Source organism: Chryseobacterium wanjuense, from assembly GCF_900111495.1.
GTDB lineage: Bacteria > Bacteroidota > Bacteroidia > Flavobacteriales > Weeksellaceae > Chryseobacterium > Chryseobacterium wanjuense.
The window spans coordinates 93,596-115,096 of the sequence record NZ_FOIU01000004.1 but is presented as its reverse complement, the minus strand read 5'-3'; the positions used below and the strand labels follow the sequence as shown (position 1 = coordinate 115,096).

The following is a 21,501-nucleotide window of genomic DNA, read 5'->3' as shown; positions in this document are numbered from 1 at the left end:
ATCAATTACCGTAAAAATACGGATGTTTTGGTGTCACAATAGCTCTACCTTTGCAGAGAAGGGTAAAAACACTAGAAAAAAATAAAATGAATGCAGGGGAAAAACAAATTACCAGAGAGAATCAAAAGCCCGCAGTACCGACAGGTAAGGCGGCTTCTTCTTTAGAAAAAACTAAGCCGAAAATATCCAATTCATTTTTTCAACGGATTATTTCATTATTGAAAAAAGAAGAATTAATTTGATTAAAAAAATAAATCCCGAATTATTTCGGGATTTATTTTTTATTGATTGAATGATGTTTTTAATTATTTTTTTGGCGCGATGTCCATCAGTTTCATAAATTCATCAAGTTTAGGCATGATGATAATTTCCGTTCTTCTGTTTTCTGCTCTTCCTGAAACGCTCATGTTTGTAGCTTTAGGATTGTATTCTGAACGTCCACCTGCTGTGATTCTTGCAGGATCAACCCCGAATTGAGTCTGTAAAACTTTAGCAACAGCCGTACCTCTCAAAGCAGAAAGATCCCAGTTGTCTCTTGGCAAATTGGCAGACGCCAACGGTGCATTATCTGTGTTACCCTCGATCAATACAGAATATTTATCATAATCGTTGATTACTTTAGCAACTTTCCCCAACACTTCCTGAGCAGCTGGTAAAACGTTGTAATCACCCGTTTTATATAACATTTTGTCTGAAAGTGAAATCATTACCACCCCTTTCAATACTTTTACCTGTACATCATCATCAGTTACGTTATCCAAAGATCTTTTTAACTTGTTTGATAATGCTAAATTCAAACTGTCATTTTTAGCATTGTTTGATATTAATTGTTTGATATAAGAATTGGATGCATTGATCTCTCCTACTAACTTATCAATATTGGCAGAACTTTTTCCAGAGTTTGACAAACAAGCATCAAGTGAAGATTTTAAAGCATCATGCTGACTTTTTAGTAAATTATTTTCACTCGTTAAAGCAGAATTTTGAGACTTCAGATCCTGAATTTCTCTCTGTCTTTCTCCTACGTTTTCAATACATTGCTTGTAGTTTGAGCTTAATGCGTCGTATTGCTTTTTGCTGATACAAGATGTCATTCCCAGCACCATTGCAGAAACTGCTAACATTTTAAAAATTTTCATAAATAATCATTTTTAGACGAACCAAAGGTAGAAAATTCATTTTAATTATATAAATTATCTTTGCATAAAAGAAATTCTCAACATCAATGTTGAACGCATTAAATTTTAAAAATCAATTAGAAAATCTCATTCATTCTCCTGAAAATCACCGCTATCTTTTGGCAGTGAGCGGAGGTGCCGATTCTATGGTCTTAGCTCATTTTTTTAACGGATTACGGGATTCGGGGGCTGAGTTTCAGGTGGCGCATATCAATTATAAGCTTCGGTGTGAGGATTCGGATCTGGATCAAAGCGTGGTGCAGGATTTCTGTGAGAAAAATCACATTCAATTTCATCTGTATGAGGTATCTGAGAAAGACCGGAAACCGAAAAATTCTATCCAGCTTTGGGCAAGAGAATTAAGGTATCGTTTTTTTAAGCAAATTCAGGAAAGGGAAAATCTGGAGTTTCTGGTGACCGCTCATCATCTGAACGACCAACTGGAAACTTTCATCATTAATCTTTCCAAGGCAGCCGGAATAAACGGATTGAGTGGAATTCCCGCCAATGAAAATCAAATCTTAAGACCTCTTCTGCATTTCTCCAAAGAAGAAATCTACAAGTTTGCTAGAGAAAATAAGATTGAATACCGCGAAGATCTTTCCAACCAAAAAAGTGATTACTTAAGAAATAAAATCAGGCTCGAAATTGTCCCGAAATTGTTGGAAACCAATGAACATTTTCTGGAGAATTTCAAAAAAAGCTCTTCTTATCTGAATCAGACAAAGGATTTTGTTCATCAACAGATCGAAGAAATAGAAAATCGTATTTCCATTTTTAACAAGTACCACAAAATTGTATCAAAGGAAAAGCTGGAACGGGAAAGCCGCTTTGTACAGTTTGAAATTTTAAAAAAATACGGTTTTAACCAAGAAGAGGAAATTGCGAAAATTTTTAAAGCTGAAAACGGGAGTTCTTTTTTTTCAAAAGATTATCAATTGATTGTTAATTATGATGAATTAATCATAAGCACGAAGATAGAAGATGGAAGATGGGCGTTTGATAATGAGAACAAAAACATAAAAGACGAAATTCTCCTGATTGAAAATTTTCACTTTTCTGAAAATCAGATTAATATTAATCTTGGAAAGGTTATCGGAGAAATTGAAGAAATCAATAAAAATTTCGAATGGGACTTTGATGCCGAAAAACTCCACTTCCCACTGCGATTAAGGCGCCAAGAAGACGGTGACGAATTTTATCCTTTGGGATTTTCGGGGAAAAAGAAAGTGGCTAAGTTTTTTAGGGACGAAAAAATATCTATTTTAGCGAGGCAAAAAATATGGATCCTGACCGACAGTGAAAATTCCGTACTCGGAATTATTCCTTACAGGCAAGACCGCAGAAATGCGAGGGATGAGAAAACAAATAAAATTCTCAAAATTTTTAATGAAAAGTAAAATGAAATTTAGAAACTGGTTTTTATTAATTCTGCTTTTTTTAGCAACAGGAATTAATGCACAAATCAAAAATCCTGTAAAATTTAAATTTACAATCAACGATTTAGGAAACAATCAATACGAAGCCGTGCTGAATGCCACGATGGAAAGCGGCTGGCATATTTATTCCAAAGATATTCCTGAAGATACGGGAATCCCAACAGAATATAAAGTTTCCGGGAAAAATATCGAGTTGATCGGTAAATTTACGGAAGTAGGAAAAAAACATGAAGAATTTTCCGAAGCTTTTGGAGGAAAAATTATTTTTTACTCTAATTCAGCAGGATTTAAGCAAAAATTCAAATTAAAAGACGGAACAAAACCAGGAGATGTAGTGGCCGAGATTACTTATCAAACCTGCGACGACAGGGTTTGTCTGGCTCCAAATACATTAGAATTCAACCAAAAAGTTACGCCAAAAGGAGCAACGGAAGAAGCTGCAACTGAAGAAAAAACAGAACCTGCGAAAGATTCTGCAAAAACTGTTGAAACTGTTGTAGAAAACCCTGCGAAAACAGAAATGACCGTAACGGAAACTTCAAAACTAGACCCGAAGCAATTGAAAATCCAATCAATTGATTTCCAAAAACCATTGACGGATTGCGGAACCGGTTCTACAAAAGTTGACGAAAATTACTGGACATATTTATTTTTAGGTTTCATCGGAGGATTGATCGCATTGCTTACTCCGTGCGTGTTCCCAATGATTCCATTGACGGTTTCGTTCTTTACCAAAGGCAATAAAAACAAAGCAAAAGGAAAAAGAGATGCATTAATCTACGGATTTTTCATCCTATTAATTTTTGTTTTATTAAGTCTTCCGTTCCATTTGATTGACGGGATTGCAGGAAATATTTTCAACCAAATTTCCACCAGCGTATGGCTGAATATTGCTTTCTTTATCATATTCATTTTCTTCGCGGGAAGTTTCTTCGGATATTATGATATTACGCTACCAAGCTCAATTGCAAACAAATCTTCAAAAGCGGAAGAAGCCGGTGGAATTATCGGAATTTTCTTCATGGCTTTAACGCTGGTGATCGTTTCATTCTCTTGTACAGGTCCTATTTTGGGAAGTTTATTAGGAAGTGCCGTGACAGGATCTGCCAACGTTCCGATGCTGCTTACATTTGCTTTGGCCGGTTTCGGATTGGCTTGGGCGATTGTTTTCGGATTACTGGCCTTATTCCCGCAGGCTTTGCAAAGTCTTCCAAAATCCGGAGGGTGGATGAATACGGTGAAAGTGGTTTTAGGTTTTGTGGAATTGGCTTTAGCTTTAAAATTCTTGTCAAAAGCAGATTTGGTTTCTAAAACTTTCTTCTTAAAAAGAGAACTTTTCATCGCAATATGGATCATCGTTGCGCTTGGATTGGCATTATATTTATTTGGATTAATCAGATTTCCGCATGACGATAAAAAACCGAAAATTTCTATTGCAAGAAAGATTTTAGGAGTTTTAGGATTCGGATTTGTGATTTATCTGATTCAGGGACTGATTCCTTCCGAACGTCCGAAACTGCAGCTATTAAGCGGAATTTTACCTCCGTTGAACGTCAGCTATTTCCACGATGAAAAAGACGGAATCTTAGGCATGCATCCAGAGCACGATTTCTTCAAAGCTGTTGAACTTGCTAAGAAAGAAGACAAACCGATTTTGATCGACTTCACAGGATACGGTTGTGAAAACTGTAGAAAAATGGAGGAATTTGTTTGGAGTCAACCAGATATTTTACCAATCCTTCAAAACGATGTGGTATTGGCTTCTCTGTATGTGGACGATAAAGAAGAGCTTCCTGAAGATCAGAAAACCAAGATCGATCTGGGTGACGGACAGGTGAAAAAGGTAAAAACAATCGGTGACAGATGGAGCTTATTCCAACAGGTGAATTTTAATAATAATTCCCAGCCGCATTATGTTTTGGTAACGCCGGACGGCAAAGTAATCAATACCCCGGTTTCAGGATATATGCCGAAAGAGGATTTCAAAAAGTTCCTGGAATGTGGTGTTAATTATTATAAAAAGAATAAATAATTTTTCACATAAAACGTATAAAGCCTTATCAATTAATTGGTAAGGCTTTTTTAATGCACTGATTTTAACACTATTTATAAATAAATTTTTAAGTAAAATAAAGAATTAATATCATTTTAAAAAATTAGGTACAAACTTTGTATAGATTCCATAAAACGAATAGTGAATTTTCACATTTTATTAAAAACTGTTTAACATTTAAAAAATCATTATTATGGCTGAAGTAATTGCACAAGAAAAGCAAGGAGGAAGCAAACAAAGAAAAAAACTGATCCGGGTAGATATGACTCCTATGGTAGACCTTGGATTTTTATTGATCACATTCTTTATGTTTACCACAAATTTTACAAAACCCAATGTGATGGATCTGGGATTGCCGGCGAAAAGCCCACACCCACCAAAACATGTAGTTGATACCAAGAATCAGGTTACATTTATTTTAGGGAAAGATAATAGAGTGTTTTATCATCAAGAAGCTGCAGAAGATTTAAATTCAAGTAATTTAAAAGAAACAAATTTCAGTGGGATTAATATTACTAAAATCATTTCTGAAGCTTATAATAAAGCCCCTAAAAAGGAAAACTTTACCATCATCATCGAACCGACAGATGATGCAAACTATAAAAATTTCGTAGATATTCTGGATAACATCGCGATTTCCAAAAAAGAACGCTACGGAATTACCGACATCAAACCTTGGGAAAAGAAAGTTTATGAAGAATTAACCAAATAAAACAGAAAGGGCATTTTTAAAATGCTCTTTTTTATTTACTTTTGAGTATAATTTATTTTTTTAAATGAAAAACTTTTTAACCGCCTTTGCTATTATCGCTTTATTGATTTCTTGCTCTAAAAAAGAATCAAATCCGACAGCAAACAAAACCGACAGCACAAAAATTATCGATTCCATTAATGCTGCCAGAACAAAAATAAATGACAGTATCCGAAGTAAAAATCATTTTAAAGATTTTAGCGGAAAACATAAATTCACGCATAATTTAATTAAAAAATCAGGATTTATTGATTTCAAAAAAATTGATGGAGAAGCCGACCATTATAATGTTTCAGGAGATATAAGATCTGGAAAAGATTACGTCCATATCCAAGGTTTCACAGCAATTGTTTCTGACAAACATATGAATTTCACAGGAAGCATTTCTGAAAGTATTTCTGAAAATGAAAATGGAAAAATTTATATAAGACAAGGTACTAAAACTTTCATGTCGAAAGACGGCGGAAAAACCTCCAGACTGCAGGATAAGGTAAATGGTTCGGGATTTGTTGATTATATTGATATCCACTTTTAAATTTTGAAATTATGCTAAACTTTGAAAGAAAAGGAAACGGAAAAGAAACTTTGGTGCTGCTTCATGGCTTTATGGAAAATCTCTCCATTTGGGATGATATGGAACCTCATCTTTCCGAAAAGTTTTCCTTATTAAAAATCGATCTTCCCGGCCACGGACAGTCGGAGATTTTAGCAGAAGTTCAGACAATGGAACTGATGGCTGAAGAAGTGAAAAAAGTTTTGGATGATCAGAATCTGAAAAAAGTTCACTTACTGGGACATTCGATGGGAGGCTATATTTCTCTGGGATTTGCTGAAAAACATCCTGAATATCTGAAAAGTTTAACATTATTTTTCTCTTCTTATTTGCCGGACGATGCCGAGAAAAAAGAGCAACGTATAAAAAGCTACCGCATCATAAAAGACGCTTTTGCCCATTACGTAAGAGCCGGAGTACCGAATTTATTTAATCCTAATGAAAGAGATGTTCTGGAAGGAAAAATAGAAACCGCCCTGGAAGTCGCCCTTTCTACGAATAATCTTGGCGCTTTGGCTTCTGTAAAAGGAATGGTGGAGAGAACCGACAAAAAACACGTTCTGGAAAATCTTGATGCTAAAATTTTAGTTCTTGCCGGAAAACACGATAATGCAGTAAAAACCGAACTGATGATTAAAAATCTTCCTGATAAAACCAATATCAAATCTTATGTATTAGATTGCGGACACAACGGACATTGGGAAAAACCAAGTATCTGCGCAGAAATCATCAATACGGAGCTTCTTCATCATATGCCGAAACATTTAGTTTTTTAATATGCTGGATTTCCTCTCTTTCAAAAAAAAGAAACCGATCATCGGCCTGACCCTCTCAGGCGGAGGAATGCGCGGAATTGCTCATATTGCGGTTCTGAAAGCTTTGGAAGAGTACAACCTGAGACCGGATATTATTTCCGGAACCAGCGCAGGATCTATCATCGGGGCATTTTATTCTTTCGGAAAAACACCGGATGAAATGATGGACATTGTAAGACAGACAACTTTTTTTTCCAGGTCTTATTTAAAACTTTCCAAAAACGGGATTTTTAGTTCGAAATTTATTGTAAAACTATTTACCGACTATTTTCCTGAAGACGATTTTAAAATCCTGAAAATCCCATTATATGTGGCTGCAACGGAAATGACACACGGAATTGTTGATTTCTTTTCAGAAGGCGAACTTTTCGCTCCGTTACTGGCCTCCTCAAGCGTTCCATTCGTGCTTCCTCCGGTGAAAATCGGAGAAAAAATATATGTGGACGGCGGGGTTTTAGACAATCTCCCGATCGAACCTATTATTGATAAATGTGATTTTTTGATTGCCTCTCACGTTAATTCCATTAGCTACGACAGTTTGGAAAAAATGAGTTTGATGAAAGAGTTTGACCGGATTTTACACTTAGCCATCGCAAAGTCTGTGTACTCCAAGGTAAGCTCATGTGATATTTTCCTGGATCCGCCGAAGATGACGAAATTCAGTTTGTTCAACAAAAAGTTTTTTGATGTCATGTTTCAGGAAGTGTATGAATATACTTGTAAGGAACTGGAGGATAAAGGGTGTTCCAGGGGAGCTTGAGTGGGCGTGTTTTGAGTGTGGGAGTGTTTTAGGGTTTGTGAGTGTGTCATTGCGAGTAGTGAAACGAGCAACCTTAACCTTAACCTTAACCTTAACCTTAACCTTACCTCAATCTAAACTACAAACTTTCCTCTCCTTCTATTTTACCTTTAAAAGTTTCAATTGTTCCCTGCAAAGATTCGTAAGATTTTCCGCCGGCTGCATTGATGTGACCTCCCCCACTGAAATATTTTCTTGAGAACTGGTTTACGTCCATATCATCCTTGCTTCTGAAAGAAATTTTAATGAAATCTTCATACAAATCTTCCATGAAAAATGCGGCCATTTTTACGCCCATAATGCTTAGTCCGTAGTTTACAAAACCTTCCGTATCTCCTTTCTGGAAGCCATATTCTTTCAGCTCTTCTCTGGTAAGGTACAGAACAGCAACTTTCCCGTCTTTTACCACCTCAATTCTTCCTAAAATTAAAGCTAATAAATGAAGACGCGAAACGGTATTCGTGTCCCAGGTATTGGAAGTGATCATGGCAGGATCTGCCCCGTGTTCGATTAAATTTGCAATAATTCTATGCGTCGTTGCACTCGTAGAGCGGAAACGGAAACCACCCGTATCTGTCATAATTCCTGTATAAAGACATTCTGCAATATCCTTATTTACAAGATTTTCGTCACCCATCGCTTCGATGAAATGATAGATCATCTGGCAAGTCGCAGGAATAATCGTATCAGAATACACAAAATCAAATTTTTCCGGCTGCTGGTGATGGTCGATAAGGATTTTTTTACCTCTCGCATTCGTCAGCCAATCTCCCAGAATTCCGATTCTTGAAGGCGCATTGAAGTCAAGGCAAAAAATAACATCTGCTTCATTAATAATATCAGAAGCAACTTTTCTTTTGTATTCAGCAATAAGAGCTTTTTTGGCTTCGGGCATCCATTTCAGAAACTTCGGAAAATCGTTCGGAACAATTACTTCAGCATAAATTCCTTTTGCTTTTAAATAATGTTTTAAACCAAGGCTGGAACCAATAGCATCCCCATCAGGATTGTAGTGGGTAAGAATAACTATTCTGTTTTCTGGAGTAAGTAATGCTTTGATTTCTAATAGTTCCGCTGGAGTAAACATCATTGTGTTTATTTTTTCTTAAATTTGAGTCTTCAAAGATAGAGCTTTTAAATAAATCATTAACATTATTTTTGATTATATAAAAATTCGTTTAGGAATCGGGTTTTATAAATGACCGGTAAAAAAACAGATTAAAATTTCGAAAAAAAGAGCATTAAAGTTTGTAACTTTTAAAAAAATCTATATCTTTGCAACCTGAAAATTAATAGATAATTACGATTTAAACATATAGTAATGAGTAAAAGAACATTCCAGCCATCAGAAAGAAAGAGAAGAAACAAACACGGTTTCAGAGAAAGAATGTCTACGCCAAATGGAAGAAGAGTTTTGGCTGCAAGAAGAGCTAAAGGCAGAAAGAGATTAACTGTAAGTGCATCACGCGCTAAGAGATAATTTCGATATTATCATATACAAATCATGCTTGAAAATAAGATTTTCAGGCATTTTTTGTTTGTTAAAATTTACTAAAATTTAGGTTCTATACTCTTCTTTTTCCTATTTTTAAAATCTGAAAAAATATTTTAGAAATAGTACTATAAAACTGAATTATGCCACATACAAATATTGCCGGAGATAATATCATAAGTCTACAGCATGCCAAGATTGCGCAAAAAAATTTCACGGTTCTTTCTGATGTGAATCTTAATATCAAGAAAGGCAGATTTTGCTATCTTATCGGAAAAACAGGTTCCGGAAAAAGCTCGCTTCTAAAAACTTTGTACGGGCATATTCCGTTAGCTGCAGGACATGGTGCGGTGGTAGGTTTTGATCTGGAGAAAATGAAAACTTCAGACATTCCGAACCTGAGAAGAAAACTGGGAATTGTTTTCCAGGATTTCCAATTGCTTTCTGACAGAACGGTGGAGAAAAATTTGAAATTCGTTCTTGAAGCAACGGGCTGGAGCGATAAAGTAAAAATGGAAGACCGTATCAATGAGGTTTTGGGAAGCGTAAATATGAAGAGCAAAAAGCACAAAATGCCTCACGAGCTTTCAGGAGGTGAGCAGCAACGTGTGGCGATTGCAAGAGCTCTACTGAATCACCCTGATCTTATCCTTGCGGATGAGCCAACGGGAAATCTTGACCCGGAAACATCCAACGAAATCATGACATTATTGAAGCAGGTTGCCCTGGAAAATGGCGCTGCGGTAGTAATGGCAACACACGATTATCACATGATCCAGAACTTCCCGGGAGAAGCCATCAGATGTGAAGACGGAAAAGTATCTGTGTTGGATACAGCGGAATTGTTTGAATAATTTCTAAATTAAAATAAATAAAAAAGGATACAAATTTTGTATCCTTTTTTTATGTTTTATTCATTATATAAAACTTTGGGTTTTGAAGTGACGGTAGGAAGCGTAAGATCATTCCCAAGAAGAAAACCTTCATTTATCTTGGGAATTTCATAATCGTCAACATTTTTCACAGGATAATTCGTGTTTCTTGTCATATCTCCATTTTCATTATAACTCGTAACCTGCGTTGAAGAGCCATCTTTGGTTTCAAAGATCGTTTTCTTTTTGTCAGGATAGAAGAAAATAACCTTGCCGCTTTCCAGGACTTCATTTTTCACGACTGCCTTCGCAACCGGCTGTCCGTTTTGATAAGTAATAATTTCTGCCTGTGTTTTGTAAGAATCGGCTTCTTTTGTTATCGTAACAAATTTAATTTGCTTATAATCGGAGTTTTCATCAAATATTTTCTGTTCATACATTTGTGTTTTTGGATTGAAAATATTTTCTAATGCCAGAGTTTTCATATCATTCAGATAAATTCTAAATGAAATCATCTTTCCATTTTTAAATTCAAATAATTTGGCATCTTCTATGATCTCCGTTCCGTCAAAAGGTTCTCCATTCTTATAGATCATCGTATATTTTAAACTACCATCGGGAGCGTAATGGGTTACCTTTTCCTGACTTTCATCATTTTTCAATTTCCCGTTTTCGTAGAATATTTTTCTGGTAATTACTTCTCCCGCTTTATATTCTGCAATCACTGAAATATAGCTTTTATTTCCCGTTTCATCTGTAAAATCTTCGGATATATAAGTTCCTTCAATGGGGGTGATATTTTTTTGTTCGTCAACCTCAACCTTTGCACTGGAAAGCAGTTTTCCTTGGCGGTCAAATTTTTTCAACGTTCCTGATGTTCCAGCAGTTATAATTTCGCTTTCTAATTTTTTATCAGGAAAATAATTTTTAATTACTTTATACTTGCCTTTTTCATATTCTATAATCGTTCTTACTTTCATCGGATTATAAAAATAAATAACCTCAATTCCTGATTTCCCGTCGACATAATCATCATTTAATTTTCCGATCAAAGCACCTTTTTCATCGTAATACTCATAATTGCCATCACCTTTATAGACTCTTCTAATAAGTTTAATATCATTATCATATTCGGTTTCTGTAATAGTGTCATCTTTCCATTCCGTAAAAACATTGAAAGGCTGGGTTTCACTTTTATACTTATATTTTCTTGTATAAACATTTCCTTTTTCATTTGATAAATCTTCTTCAACAAGCTTTCCGTCGGCATCAAATTCTTTTTGCAGTCCTATCTGAGTTCCATTTTTAAAAATGCTGCTTTTTTCTACCTTTCCATTCTCGAAATACCACTTCACTTCTCCTTCAAAAACCTCATCTCCATTTTCAATTTTACTGGCAAGACCTTCCATCTGCAATTTCCCGCTGATAAAAAAGTCTTTAATTCGCATTAATTTTCCCTCATTTGAAACTTCTCTGTAATAAGAAGCTTTTTCTTTGGAAGTTTCTTTCCAATTCTTATCAAAGTATGTTATTTGTTGTGCAAAACAAATATTAAATGCAATAAAAAATATAAATAAATATAGTTTTCTCATCTATTTTCAAGGTTAATTATGTTTAAAAATATGAAACTCCTTCGTGAGTGCAATATATTGGTCCGAGTATTGTCTCGGACTTTTTTCTATGGTAAATTCAGATTCTTCAAGGCTTTTCTCAGATAAAGAAAATTCCAGAATCAGTCTTTTTGTTTTTGAATTTTCGATTCCTTTAATGTTGATTTTCCGGATTAAAAACAATTGATTTTCTTTAGCAATTTCAATAAAATCATCTCCGGCTTCAACAGGAATAATTACGGAAAAAATTCCATTTTCAGAAAGCAATGTTGAGGACTTTGAGATCAACTGTTTAAAATTAAGCTCAATGGTTTGCCGCGCAATTTTATCTTTTTCAGAATCTGATGCTTCAAAATAAGGCGGATTTGATACGATTAAATCAAATTTTTCTTCTGTTTTAAAATTTTTAAAATCCTGGAGGATATTTTTCAACCTTACTGTAAAAGGAGAATTATTAAAATTAATTGCAGTGAGATTTGCAGCTTCTTCATTAATATCAATTCCTAAAAATTCTGCATCTGGATTTCGCTGAGCCAGCATTAATGAAATCAAACCCGTTCCTGTTCCTACTTCCAGAACGTTGGAAACATTGTCGACACTCGCTAAAGAACCCAACAAAACACCGTCGGTTCCTACACGGAAGACGTTTTTTGATTGTTGAATCTGGAATTGTTTAAATGTAAAAGGTTTCACTATAAATTCGTCGGCAAAGTAATGGTGAATGTTGAACCTTTTCCGAGCTCCGATTTTACGGTAATCTCGCCTTTGTAATCTTCCACCATCTTTCTCACCATCGATAAGCCAAGCCCCATTCCACTGTTTTTGGACGTGAAATTAGGTTCAAAAATCCTTTCATACATATTGTCAGCAATACCAATACCGTTGTCCTGAACGGAAATCATCACTCTTCTCTGGTGCTGTTCCACATCTACATTAATAATTAATTTCCTTTCATCGCTTTCTGCCTGTTTTGCATTGGTAACGAGATTGGTGATAATCCTGGACAGATAAATTCTATCCATATTGATCATGATATTGCTTTTGTTGGAATGCATGAAAATACTGTCGTCATTGAAAACACGCAAGACGTCTTCCACTTCATTATTCAAATTAATGACTTCATTATTTTTTTCTGGAAGTTTGGCAAATTCTGAGAAAGCAGAGGCCACCGTGGCAATCAAATCGATCTGATCTACCATTGTTTTACTCATTTGTTTAACTCTTTCCCCGATGTTTGGATCTTTCGGATCGAATTTTCTTTCAAAATTCTGGATGGTCAATTTCATTGGTGTTAAAGGGTTTTTCACCTCATGCGCCACCTGTTTGGCCATTTCTCTCCAGGCTTCCTCCGATGCCTTGAAACGAAGCCTTTCCTTTTGATCCTGAATCTGAAGAATCATCCTGTTGTAGGCTCTTGCCAAAGCATTTAACTCATCATTTTTATAATATCTGATGGGTCGCATTTCATTTTCAAACAAAGTGATACGCGTGATCATGTCGGAAAATTTGGTAATATTTTTCGCTAAACTGTTAGACATTATCCAGCTTATCCAAATACTGAATAAAATTAACAGAATATCCACTAGCACAATATATTTTACATATACATGAAGTACCTCAAAATAAGCAGATTCATTATGATAAAGTGGAATATAGACTATCGCGATCGGCTCAAGATCATTGTTTTTTAAAAGTAAATAGGAAGAAGTAAGCACAGAATCTTTAGAAGCATCATATCCTTTAATATCTACTCTAGCATTGGTTGCCAGAATTTTATTGACAATATTAATAGGAATCGCCTTCTGCTCTACCAGACTTTCTTCCTTGTTGGAAAGAAGATAATTTCCTTTAAGGTCATATAATATAATGTCGTGCTGATTGATATCTGCAATTTCGAAAATTTTATTTTCCAAAACTGTTTTCAGATCATTGGTTTCCACACGGGTTCTGCTTACGGCATAGTCGAGATATCGTATTACAGCTCCGGTTTTCCCCTGCATATCAATCTCACTCTGCTGCACAGAATTTTCCTTTAAAACAAAATAAGGAACCAGCGAAGAAGCTACGACACTTAAAAGACATACCAGCAGGAAACCGAAAAATACCCGGTTTCTTAGGCTATATCCTTTGTACATATTAATTGACATTCTGTTTTTTTATTAACCTAGCAATATACTTACCAATTATATCAAATTCCAGGTTAACTTTATCTCCTACCTTTAAATATTTCATATTTGTAAATTCCCAAGTATACGGGATAATTGCCACCGAGAACTGTGTATCCTCACTTTTTGCCACTGTTAAACTGATTCCGTTTACCGTAATAGAACCTTGAGGAACGGTCACAAAACTTCCGTTATCTTCATATTTCATGGTAATAAAATAACTTCCGTCTTTATTTTCGATACTTACCACTTCACCCGTTTTATCAACATGACCTTGTACGATGTGCCCGTCTAATCTCCCGTCCATCTTCATGCAACGCTCAAGGTTTACCACTGTTCCTACTTCCCATTTTCCGAGATTGGTTTTTTCTAAAGTTTCATTAATGGCAGTTACCACATATTTGTCGCCTTTAATTTTTACAACCGTAAGACAACAGCCGTTATGAGCAAGGCTCTGATCTATTTTTAATTCGTTCGTAAAAGGGCAAGTAAGGGTAAAATCTATATTGCTTCCGTTGGTTTCTATTCTCTCAATAACTCCTACAGCTTCAATTATTCCTGTGAACATATTATTTTTTGCTAAATTTGTAAATTATAATGTTCAAAGATAATCAAAATGAGCCCAAAAAACCATAAAGTACGAGTAGGAATTTCAATCGGAGATTTCAACGGCATCGGTCCCGAAATCATCATGAAGTCTCTGAAAGACAAAAACATCACGGATTTTTTTACTCCGGTAATTTTTGGTTCGGGAAAATTATTTACCTATCAGAAAAATATTTTCAAGCTTAATCTTAATTTCAATTACATCAATGAACCTTCTCAGGCTCAGGGAGGAAAACTGAATATGGTGAACCTTGTAAAAGACAACGTCACCGTAGAATTGGGGACTCCTACCGAAGAATCTACCAATATGGCGATCGCTTCTCTGGAAGCAGCAACGGAAGCTTTAATGAAAGGTGAAATTGATGTTTTGGTAACAGCCCCGATCAACAAAGATGAAATGATGAAGATGGGCTTCAAACATGCCGGTCATACAGGATATTTTGAAGAAAAATTCAGTAAAAAAGGATTAATGTTCCTGGTAACGGAAGATTTAAAAGTTGCTGTTTTAACGCATCACATCCCAATTGCACAGGTTGCTGAAAACATTTCCAAAGAAAAAATCAAAAAGCAGATAAGAGTTTTAAACCAGACTTTAATTGAAGATTTTAATATTTCTAAACCTAAGATTGCTGTTTTAGGACTAAATCCGCATTCCGGAGACGGCGGCGTAATCGGAAATGAAGAAATTGAAATTATTTCTCCGGCGATCAAAGAACTTTCCGACAACGGAATTCTGGCTTTCGGGCCTTTTCCGGCGGACAGCTTTTTTCAGCCGAATAAATACAAAAGTTTTGATGCTGTTTTAGCGATGTACCATGACCAGGGTCTGGCTCCGTTTAAAACATTGGCTTATGAAGAAGGCGTAAATTATACAGCCGGACTTCCATTTATCAGGACTTCTCCCGACCACGGAGTTGCGTACGACATTGCAGGAAAAAACCTTGCCGATGAGCAGAGTTTTACCGAAGCAATTTTCACTGCTATTAAAATTTTTAAAAACAGAAGTGAATACAATGATCTTATGAGCAACCGCCTGCAACCTAGAAAAATGGTTGTGGATAACGGAATAGACGAAGATCTACCAGAGGAAATTGAACCTTAAATCTTTAAAATATATTTTAAAGTAATTTGTTGGAGAATTTATTTGTTATTATAAAAAAATTGCATATTTTTGCACACTCATTTTATGGACAAGTTAAGAAACTACGACGTAAGCTTTTCCGGGCTGAAAACCGGCAAGCACGAGTTCAGGTTTGAGATAGATAAAGAGTTCTTTCAATTATTTGACACTGAACAGGAATTTACAAATCCTAGAATTGTAGTAGATGTTTTTTTACATAAACACTCTACTTTTTTAGAGTTTGAAATAAAAATTCATGGATTGGTAGAATTGGTTTGTGATATTACAAATGAAAATTTCGACCATCCTATTGAAAATCAGATCAAGGTTTTGGTAAAATTTGGTGAAGAATACGACGACAGTGAAGAAGATGTAATCACCATTCCTACCAGCGACCATGCTTTCAACGTAGCACAACTGATTTACGAAAACGTGATGCTTTCCATTCCCATGAAAAAAATATCACCGAACGTAAGCGACGAAGATCTGCAGATTCTTGAAAAATTCAGTCCGAAGGAAGTTGAGGAAGAGGAAGAACCCAAAGGCGATCCCAGATGGGAAGCATTAAGAAAATTAAAAGATAAAAATTAAATAGTTTAATGATGAGATGATGAATCTCATCGCTCATCAATTAAAAAAGTTATTAGAAAATGGCACATCCAAAGAGAAGACAATCGTCTACAAGAAGAGATAAGAGAAGAACTCACTATAAAGCTGTAGTTCCTCAATTGGCTAAAGATGCAACAACAGGAGAGCTTCACCTATATCACAGAGCTCACTGGCATGAAGGAAAACTATACTACAGAGGAAAAGTAGTATTGGAAAAAGAAGTAGCTGCTACTGAAGAAAACTAAGAGTCGCTTTTCATCGAAAAAGCCTCATTTTAATACAAAAACCGCCCAATTTTGATAAAATTTGGCGGTTTTTTGTTGTTTTTTGTCTTTTTTTGGTATCTTTGGGACAAAATCAAATATCAAATTTATGGACATTAAAGACATACAAAATCTTATCAAGTTTGTATCTAAGGCAGAGGTTTCTGAAGTGAAGTACAAAACTAAAGATTTCGAAATCACTATTAAAACTCCATTAGCTGGAAGCGAAGTTGCTTATGCTCAACCTGCAGTATACCACACTGCTCCTCAACAAGTAGCTGCTCCAGCGCCTGTTGCTGCTCCCGCTGCCACTCCTGCTGAAAAAGCTGAAGCTGCGTCTGATGACAGCAAATATATCGCGATCAAATCTCCAATGATCGGAACTTTCTACAGAAAACCATCTCCTGATAAAGATGTATTCGTAAATGTTGGTGATGAAGTTTCTATCGGTAAAACAGTTTGTGTAATCGAGGCAATGAAATTATTCAACCAGATAGAATCTGAAGTAAGCGGAAAAATCGTTAAGATTTTAGTGGATGATGCTACACCTGTAGAATACGACCAGCCATTATTCTTAGTAGATCCATCATAATTTAGTTAGAAGTTAGAAGTTAGAAATTAGAAGTTAGATAGCTAACTTTTAAGTTTCACACTCATTATCTAATTACCTAATCATCTAATTACCTAATTAAAGTTATGTTCAAAAAAATATTAATTGCCAATCGTGGCGAAATTGCAATGCGTATTTTACGTACTTGCAAAGAAATGGGAATCAAAACTGTAGCAGTATACTCTACTGCCGACAAAGACAGTCTTCATGTAAGATTTGCTGACGAGGCTGTTTGTATTGGTCCTGCGATGAGTAAAGACTCATATCTTAAAATTCCTAACATTATTGCTGCGGCGGAAATTACAAACGCTGACGCCATTCACCCAGGTTACGGATTCTTATCTGAAAATGCTAATTTCTCAAGAATTTGCCAGAAAAACGGCATCAAATTCATTGGTGCTTCTCCCGAACAAATTGAAAAAATGGGAGATAAAGCGAATGCTAAAGCTACGATGAAAGCTGCAGGCGTACCATGTGTACCAGGTTCTGACGGCTTGATCGAATCTTATGAAATTGCTGCTACAACAGCAGAAGAAATCGGTTATCCGGTAATGATCAAAGCTACAGCAGGTGGTGGTGGAAAAGGAATGAGAGCTGTCTGGAAAGCTGAAGATCTGAAAGACCACTGGGAATCTGCAATTCAGGAAGCTGTGGCTGCATTCGGAAACGGAGGTATGTACATGGAAAAACTGATCGAAGAGCCTAGACATATCGAAATTCAGGTTGCAGGTGATCAATATGGTAAAGCTTGCCACCTTTCGGAAAGAGACTGTTCAGTTCAGAGAAGAAATCAGAAATTAACGGAAGAAACGCCTTCTCCTTTCATGACAGATGAACTTCGTGAGAAAATGGGTGAAGCAGCTGTAAAAGCAGCAGAATTCATTGGATATGAAGGTGTAGGAACTATCGAATTTTTGGTTGACAAACACAGAAATTTCTATTTCATGGAAATGAATACGAGAATTCAGGTGGAGCACCCGATCACTGAGCAGGTTATTGATTATGACCTGATCAGAGAGCAAATTCTTTTGGCCGCAGGAACTCCGATTTCAGGAATCAACTATTACCCGAAATTGCATTCTATCGAATGTAGAATCAATGCGGAAGATCCTTACGCAGATTTCAGACCGTCACCGGGAAAAATCACAGGATTAAACATTCCTGGAGGACACGGAGTAAGAGTTGACACCCACGTTTATGCCGGTTATACAATTCCTTCTAACTACGACTCTATGATTGCAAAATTGATCACGACGGCTCAAACCCGTGATGAGGCTATTGCAAAAATGAGAAGAGCGTTGGAAGAATTCTATATTGAAGGAGTAAAAACAACAATTCCTTTCCACAGACAACTGATGGATAATGAAGATTATCTTGCAGGAAACTATACGACAAAATTCATGGAAGATTTTGTAATGGATAGAAAATACGATAATCATTAAGATTATTTTAAATAAAATTTGGAACCGTCTCTTTTTGGGGGCGGTTTTTTTTGTTTTAAAATTGAACGGGTCTGTCACCCTTGTCAAGGCTATTTTTTAAAAATATCCCTTAAAAAGTATTGAATTAAATAAAACTTTTTTAAAGATAGAATAACTACAACATAGAATTTGTAAGAGCAATATTTTCTGATACACTTTTCCTTCAGCCTTAAAAGTACTTCAAACCGGTCATTTTTCAGTATCCCGTTTCTGTTTATCGATCTCATTTATAATGTTTAAATTTGTGGAAAACCAAAATTTATGTCAACAGTAGAAACAGCAAAAAACTCACAGTATTTCATTGACCTTGAAGACAAATTCGGCGCTCACAACTACCACCCTCTTCCGGTTGTTTTAGACAAAGGAGAAGGCGTTTTTGTTTGGGATGTAGAAGGCAAGAAATATTATGATTTTCTTTCAGCATATTCTGCTGTGAATCAGGGACATTCTCACCCGAAAATTGTAAATGCTTTAGTAGAACAGGCTAAAAAATTAGCATTAACATCAAGAGCTTTTTACAATTCGAAATTGGGCGAATACGAACAAAAAATCACGACTTTATTTGGTTTTGATAAAGTTTTACCCATGAATTCCGGTGCTGAGGCGGTGGAAACAGCGGTAAAATTAGCCAGAAAATGGAGCTACGAAGTAAAAGGTATTTCTGAAAACGCAGCGAAGATCATCGTTTGTGAAAATAATTTTCATGGAAGAACAACGACGATTGTTTCTTTCTCCAATGATCCTGATGCCAACCAGAATTACGGGCCTTTCACGCCTGGATTTATTAAAATTCCTTACAATGATATTGCCGCTTTAGAAGAAGTTTTAAACAGAGAAGCCGGAAATATCGCCGCATTTTTGGTTGAACCTATTCAGGGGGAAGCCGGAGTTTACGTTCCGAATGATGGATTTTTGAAAAACGCTTCTGAATTGTGTAAAAAACACAACGTTCTCTTCATCGCAGATGAAGTTCAGACAGGAATTGCAAGAACAGGGAAACTGATCGCGTGTCACCACGAAGATGTGCAGCCTGATATTTTAATTTTAGGAAAAGCACTTTCCGGCGGAATGTATCCTGTTTCAGCTGTTTTGGCCAATAATGAGATCATGAATGTCATTAAGCCCGGACAACACGGTTCTACTTTCGGTGGAAATCCGATTGCCTGTGCGGTGGCGGTGGCTGCTTTAGATGTTGTTGAGGAAGAAAAATTATCTGAGAGAGCGGAAGAATTAGGGAAATTATTCAGAGCGGAAATCGAAAAAATAATCGAAAAGACAGATTTAATTACAAAAGTTAGAGGAAAAGGTTTATTAAATGCAATTTTAATCAACGACACTCCAGACAGCTCTACAGCGTGGAATCTTTGTTTAAAATTGAAGGAAAACGGACTTTTGGCCAAACCAACTCACGGTAATATTATCAGATTGGCACCACCTTTGGTAATTACTGAAGAGCAGCTTTTAGACTGCGTCAGAATAATCGAAAAAACCTTATTAGAATTTTAAACACAAATGCCACTTTCACTCGCAGTCATTACTTACAATGAAGAAGAAAATATTGTAAGATTATTAGACTCACTCAAAAACACAGTAGATGAAATTGTAATCGTTGATAGTTTTTCAACCGATAAGACCAAAGAGATTTGCACTCAAAAATATCCTCAAGTAAAATTCTTTGAGAGAAAATTCAACGGGTATGGTGAACAAAAAAACCATGCCCTTGATTTATGTTCTCATGAATGGATCCTGTTTCTGGATGCGGATGAAGTTCCTGATGAAGATCTGAAAAATTCAATCAAAAAAATTACTTCTTCGGATCATCCGGAATTCAGCGTTTATAAAACGAAATTTAACAACCATCTAGGGATTCACTTAATAAAATTCGGAGGTTGGGGAAATGTTTACCGCGAACGGCTTTTCAGGAAAGATTGTGCGAGATACTCCAACGATAAAGTTCATGAGTATTTAATTACCAATAAAAAATCAGGAATTTTAGGCGGAACACTCAATCATTACACATACAAAAGTATCCAGCATCATATCACAAAAATCAATAAATATTCTGATTTGATGGCAGAAAAAATGTTCGAACGTGGAAAGAAAATCAAGCGGTTCAAAATCATTGTAAGTCCTATCTATGAGTTTATTAAAGTTTTTATTTTTAAATTGGGCTTTATGGACGGATTTCCGGGATACTACATCGCAAAAACCATGTCTTATTATACTTTTTTGAAATATATTAAGCTGTATGAAAAAATCAGGTTAAGAGAAATTGAAAACACACAATAAAGTAATATGATTCCACTTCTTATTTTACTTTTATTAATTTTTTTCTGTGTTTTTCATTTCCGGCTGTATCTTTTTGCCTTTCCTAAAAACAGACTGATTATCCTGATGTATCATCAGGTAAAAAAAGAAACGCATGAAAATCTTACGGTAAGCCTGAAGCAACTTGAACAGCAATTTGAGTATTTAAATAAAAAAAAATACAAGACAAGGTTCTTTTCTGAACTCAACACCTTGGGAAAAAAGAGCATTATTCTTACCTTTGACGACGGATACAAGAATAACTTTGAGTATTTGCCGTCACTGCTGGAAAAATACAATCTGAAAGCCACGATTTTTATCCCGACAAAATTTATTCAGGAAGGGTATAAAAACTATGAAATGATGGGTTTTGAAGACATTAGAAATTTAGATAAAAAACATTTCGAAATTGCTCTTCACAGCCATGCTCATGAAAACTTCAGACATCTTTCCACAGAATGTATTGCAAGCGACCTGAAGACCAATATGTTAATCTTGGATAATGAAAAGATTCCTTACTCGAAGGTTCTGTGCTATCCATACGGGAAATATCCTAAGAAAAGCCCCAAAAAAGAAGAAGTTTTTTCAGCTTTTGAGAGTTTAGGAATTGATTTTGCTGTAAGAATTGGTAATAAAGTGAATTATTTTCCTACAAAAAATCCTTATGAGCTTTGTAGGATAGACATAAAAGGCAAAGATTCGTTAAGAAAATTCAAATTAAAACTTATCTTTGGAAGATTAAAATTGTTTTAGATAGATATTTTATACTTCTAAACTG

At 35.6% G+C, this 21,501-nt stretch carries 23 protein-coding genes; 17 read left to right on the top strand and 6 right to left on the bottom strand.

The window, feature by feature from the left end; genetic code table 11:
- The first annotated feature begins 86 nt into the window (after window positions 1-86).
- Window positions 87-242 (top strand): hypothetical protein, encoded by a 156-nt coding sequence (locus BMX24_RS21390; protein WP_228404931.1) that lies wholly within the window; start codon window positions 87-89, stop codon window positions 240-242.
- Between the two features lie 63 nt (window positions 243-305).
- On the opposite strand, the gene BMX24_RS18995 is transcribed toward BMX24_RS21390, so the two are convergent.
- The gene (locus BMX24_RS18995) at window positions 306-1,139 is read right to left on the bottom strand and encodes an OmpA family protein (protein WP_089795651.1); all 834 of its coding nucleotides are present in this window, start codon (window positions 1,137-1,139) and stop codon (window positions 306-308) included.
- A gap of 86 nt (window positions 1,140-1,225) precedes the next feature.
- Between BMX24_RS18995 and tilS the strand changes: the two genes are divergently transcribed.
- The 6 genes from tilS to BMX24_RS18965 all read left to right on the top strand — a co-directional run bounded on the left by tilS (window position 1,226) and on the right by BMX24_RS18965 (window position 7,549).
- Window positions 1,226-2,578 carry a tRNA lysidine(34) synthetase TilS gene (gene tilS / locus BMX24_RS18990; protein WP_089795649.1) on the top strand — a complete coding sequence of 451 codons (1,353 nt, stop codon included), beginning with the start codon at window positions 1,226-1,228 and terminating at the stop codon, window positions 2,576-2,578.
- A gap of 1 nt (window position 2,579) precedes the next feature.
- Window positions 2,580-4,649, top strand: coding sequence for a protein-disulfide reductase DsbD family protein (locus BMX24_RS18985; RefSeq protein WP_089795816.1), 2,070 nt, complete (start codon window positions 2,580-2,582; stop codon window positions 4,647-4,649).
- Window positions 4,650-4,863: 214 nt separating this feature from the next.
- Window positions 4,864-5,382 carry an ExbD/TolR family protein gene (locus BMX24_RS18980; RefSeq protein ID WP_089795647.1) on the top strand — a complete coding sequence of 173 codons (519 nt, stop codon included), beginning with the start codon at window positions 4,864-4,866 and terminating at the stop codon, window positions 5,380-5,382.
- 64 nt (window positions 5,383-5,446) lie between these two features.
- Entirely contained in the window at window positions 5,447-5,956 is a 510-nt protein-coding gene (locus BMX24_RS18975; RefSeq protein WP_089795646.1) for a hypothetical protein, read from the top strand.
- Between the two features lie 11 nt (window positions 5,957-5,967).
- Complete coding sequence (locus BMX24_RS18970; protein WP_089795644.1) at window positions 5,968-6,750, top strand: alpha/beta fold hydrolase; 783 nt, start codon at window positions 5,968-5,970, stop codon at window positions 6,748-6,750.
- Between the two features lies 1 nt (window position 6,751).
- A complete protein-coding gene (locus BMX24_RS18965) occupies window positions 6,752-7,549 on the top strand; it encodes a patatin-like phospholipase family protein (protein WP_228404929.1) in 798 nt (265 codons plus the stop codon).
- 118 nt (window positions 7,550-7,667) lie between these two features.
- Here the strand turns inward: BMX24_RS18965 and BMX24_RS18960 are convergent, their stop codons facing one another.
- The gene (locus tag BMX24_RS18960; protein WP_089795642.1) at window positions 7,668-8,675 is read right to left on the bottom strand and encodes a DHH family phosphoesterase; all 1,008 of its coding nucleotides are present in this window, start codon (window positions 8,673-8,675) and stop codon (window positions 7,668-7,670) included.
- Window positions 8,676-8,909: 234 nt separating this feature from the next.
- Here BMX24_RS18960 and rpmH point away from each other — a divergent pair, with 234 nt between their 5' ends.
- Window positions 8,910-9,068: a 50S ribosomal protein L34 gene (rpmH, locus tag BMX24_RS18955; protein ID WP_076443849.1), complete on the top strand. Its 159-nt coding sequence runs from the start codon at window positions 8,910-8,912 to the stop codon at window positions 9,066-9,068.
- 155 nt (window positions 9,069-9,223) lie between these two features.
- On the top strand, window positions 9,224-9,934 hold the full coding sequence (locus BMX24_RS18950) for a cell division ATP-binding protein FtsE (protein ID WP_089795640.1): 711 nt from the start codon (window positions 9,224-9,226) through the stop codon (window positions 9,932-9,934).
- A 56-nt stretch (window positions 9,935-9,990) separates the two neighbouring features.
- Here BMX24_RS18950 and BMX24_RS18945 read toward each other — a convergent pair whose 3' ends face one another.
- The 4 genes from BMX24_RS18945 to BMX24_RS18930 are packed head-to-tail and all read right to left on the bottom strand — an operon-like array spanning window position 9,991 to window position 14,295.
- On the bottom strand, window positions 9,991-11,544 hold the full coding sequence (locus BMX24_RS18945) for a toxin-antitoxin system YwqK family antitoxin (RefSeq protein ID WP_089795638.1): 1,554 nt from the start codon (window positions 11,542-11,544) through the stop codon (window positions 9,991-9,993).
- A 12-nt stretch (window positions 11,545-11,556) separates the two neighbouring features.
- On the bottom strand, window positions 11,557-12,255 hold the full coding sequence (locus tag BMX24_RS18940; protein WP_089795636.1) for a tRNA1(Val) (adenine(37)-N6)-methyltransferase: 699 nt from the start codon (window positions 12,253-12,255) through the stop codon (window positions 11,557-11,559).
- Window positions 12,255-13,709: a sensor histidine kinase gene (locus tag BMX24_RS18935; RefSeq protein ID WP_089795634.1), complete on the bottom strand. Its 1,455-nt coding sequence runs from the start codon at window positions 13,707-13,709 to the stop codon at window positions 12,255-12,257. The genes BMX24_RS18940 and BMX24_RS18935 overlap by 1 nt, the downstream gene beginning before the upstream one ends.
- Entirely contained in the window at window positions 13,699-14,295 is a 597-nt protein-coding gene (locus BMX24_RS18930) for a riboflavin synthase (RefSeq protein ID WP_089795632.1), read from the bottom strand. The genes BMX24_RS18935 and BMX24_RS18930 overlap by 11 nt, the downstream gene beginning before the upstream one ends.
- A gap of 48 nt (window positions 14,296-14,343) precedes the next feature.
- Between BMX24_RS18930 and pdxA the strand changes: the two genes are divergently transcribed.
- From pdxA to BMX24_RS18890, 8 genes are all read left to right on the top strand, one after another.
- The gene (gene pdxA, locus BMX24_RS18925) at window positions 14,344-15,435 is read left to right on the top strand and encodes a 4-hydroxythreonine-4-phosphate dehydrogenase PdxA (RefSeq protein WP_089795630.1); all 1,092 of its coding nucleotides are present in this window, start codon (window positions 14,344-14,346) and stop codon (window positions 15,433-15,435) included.
- A gap of 84 nt (window positions 15,436-15,519) precedes the next feature.
- Window positions 15,520-16,044 (top strand): YceD family protein, encoded by a 525-nt coding sequence (locus BMX24_RS18920; RefSeq protein WP_089795628.1) that lies wholly within the window; start codon window positions 15,520-15,522, stop codon window positions 16,042-16,044.
- A 59-nt stretch (window positions 16,045-16,103) separates the two neighbouring features.
- Window positions 16,104-16,307 (top strand): 50S ribosomal protein L32, encoded by a 204-nt coding sequence (gene rpmF, locus BMX24_RS18915; RefSeq protein ID WP_002976251.1) that lies wholly within the window; start codon window positions 16,104-16,106, stop codon window positions 16,305-16,307.
- Window positions 16,308-16,434: 127 nt separating this feature from the next.
- Entirely contained in the window at window positions 16,435-16,917 is a 483-nt protein-coding gene (accB, locus tag BMX24_RS18910; protein WP_089795626.1) for an acetyl-CoA carboxylase biotin carboxyl carrier protein, read from the top strand.
- A 104-nt stretch (window positions 16,918-17,021) separates the two neighbouring features.
- Window positions 17,022-18,377: an acetyl-CoA carboxylase biotin carboxylase subunit gene (gene accC / locus BMX24_RS18905; protein WP_089795624.1), complete on the top strand. Its 1,356-nt coding sequence runs from the start codon at window positions 17,022-17,024 to the stop codon at window positions 18,375-18,377.
- 300 nt (window positions 18,378-18,677) lie between these two features.
- Window positions 18,678-19,922, top strand: coding sequence for an ornithine--oxo-acid transaminase (gene rocD, locus BMX24_RS18900; RefSeq protein WP_089795623.1), 1,245 nt, complete (start codon window positions 18,678-18,680; stop codon window positions 19,920-19,922).
- Between the two features lie 6 nt (window positions 19,923-19,928).
- On the top strand, window positions 19,929-20,705 hold the full coding sequence (locus BMX24_RS18895; protein WP_089795621.1) for a glycosyltransferase family 2 protein: 777 nt from the start codon (window positions 19,929-19,931) through the stop codon (window positions 20,703-20,705).
- 6 nt (window positions 20,706-20,711) lie between these two features.
- Window positions 20,712-21,476 (top strand): polysaccharide deacetylase family protein, encoded by a 765-nt coding sequence (locus BMX24_RS18890; protein WP_089795620.1) that lies wholly within the window; start codon window positions 20,712-20,714, stop codon window positions 21,474-21,476.
- The last annotated feature ends 25 nt before the right edge of the window (window positions 21,477-21,501 follow it).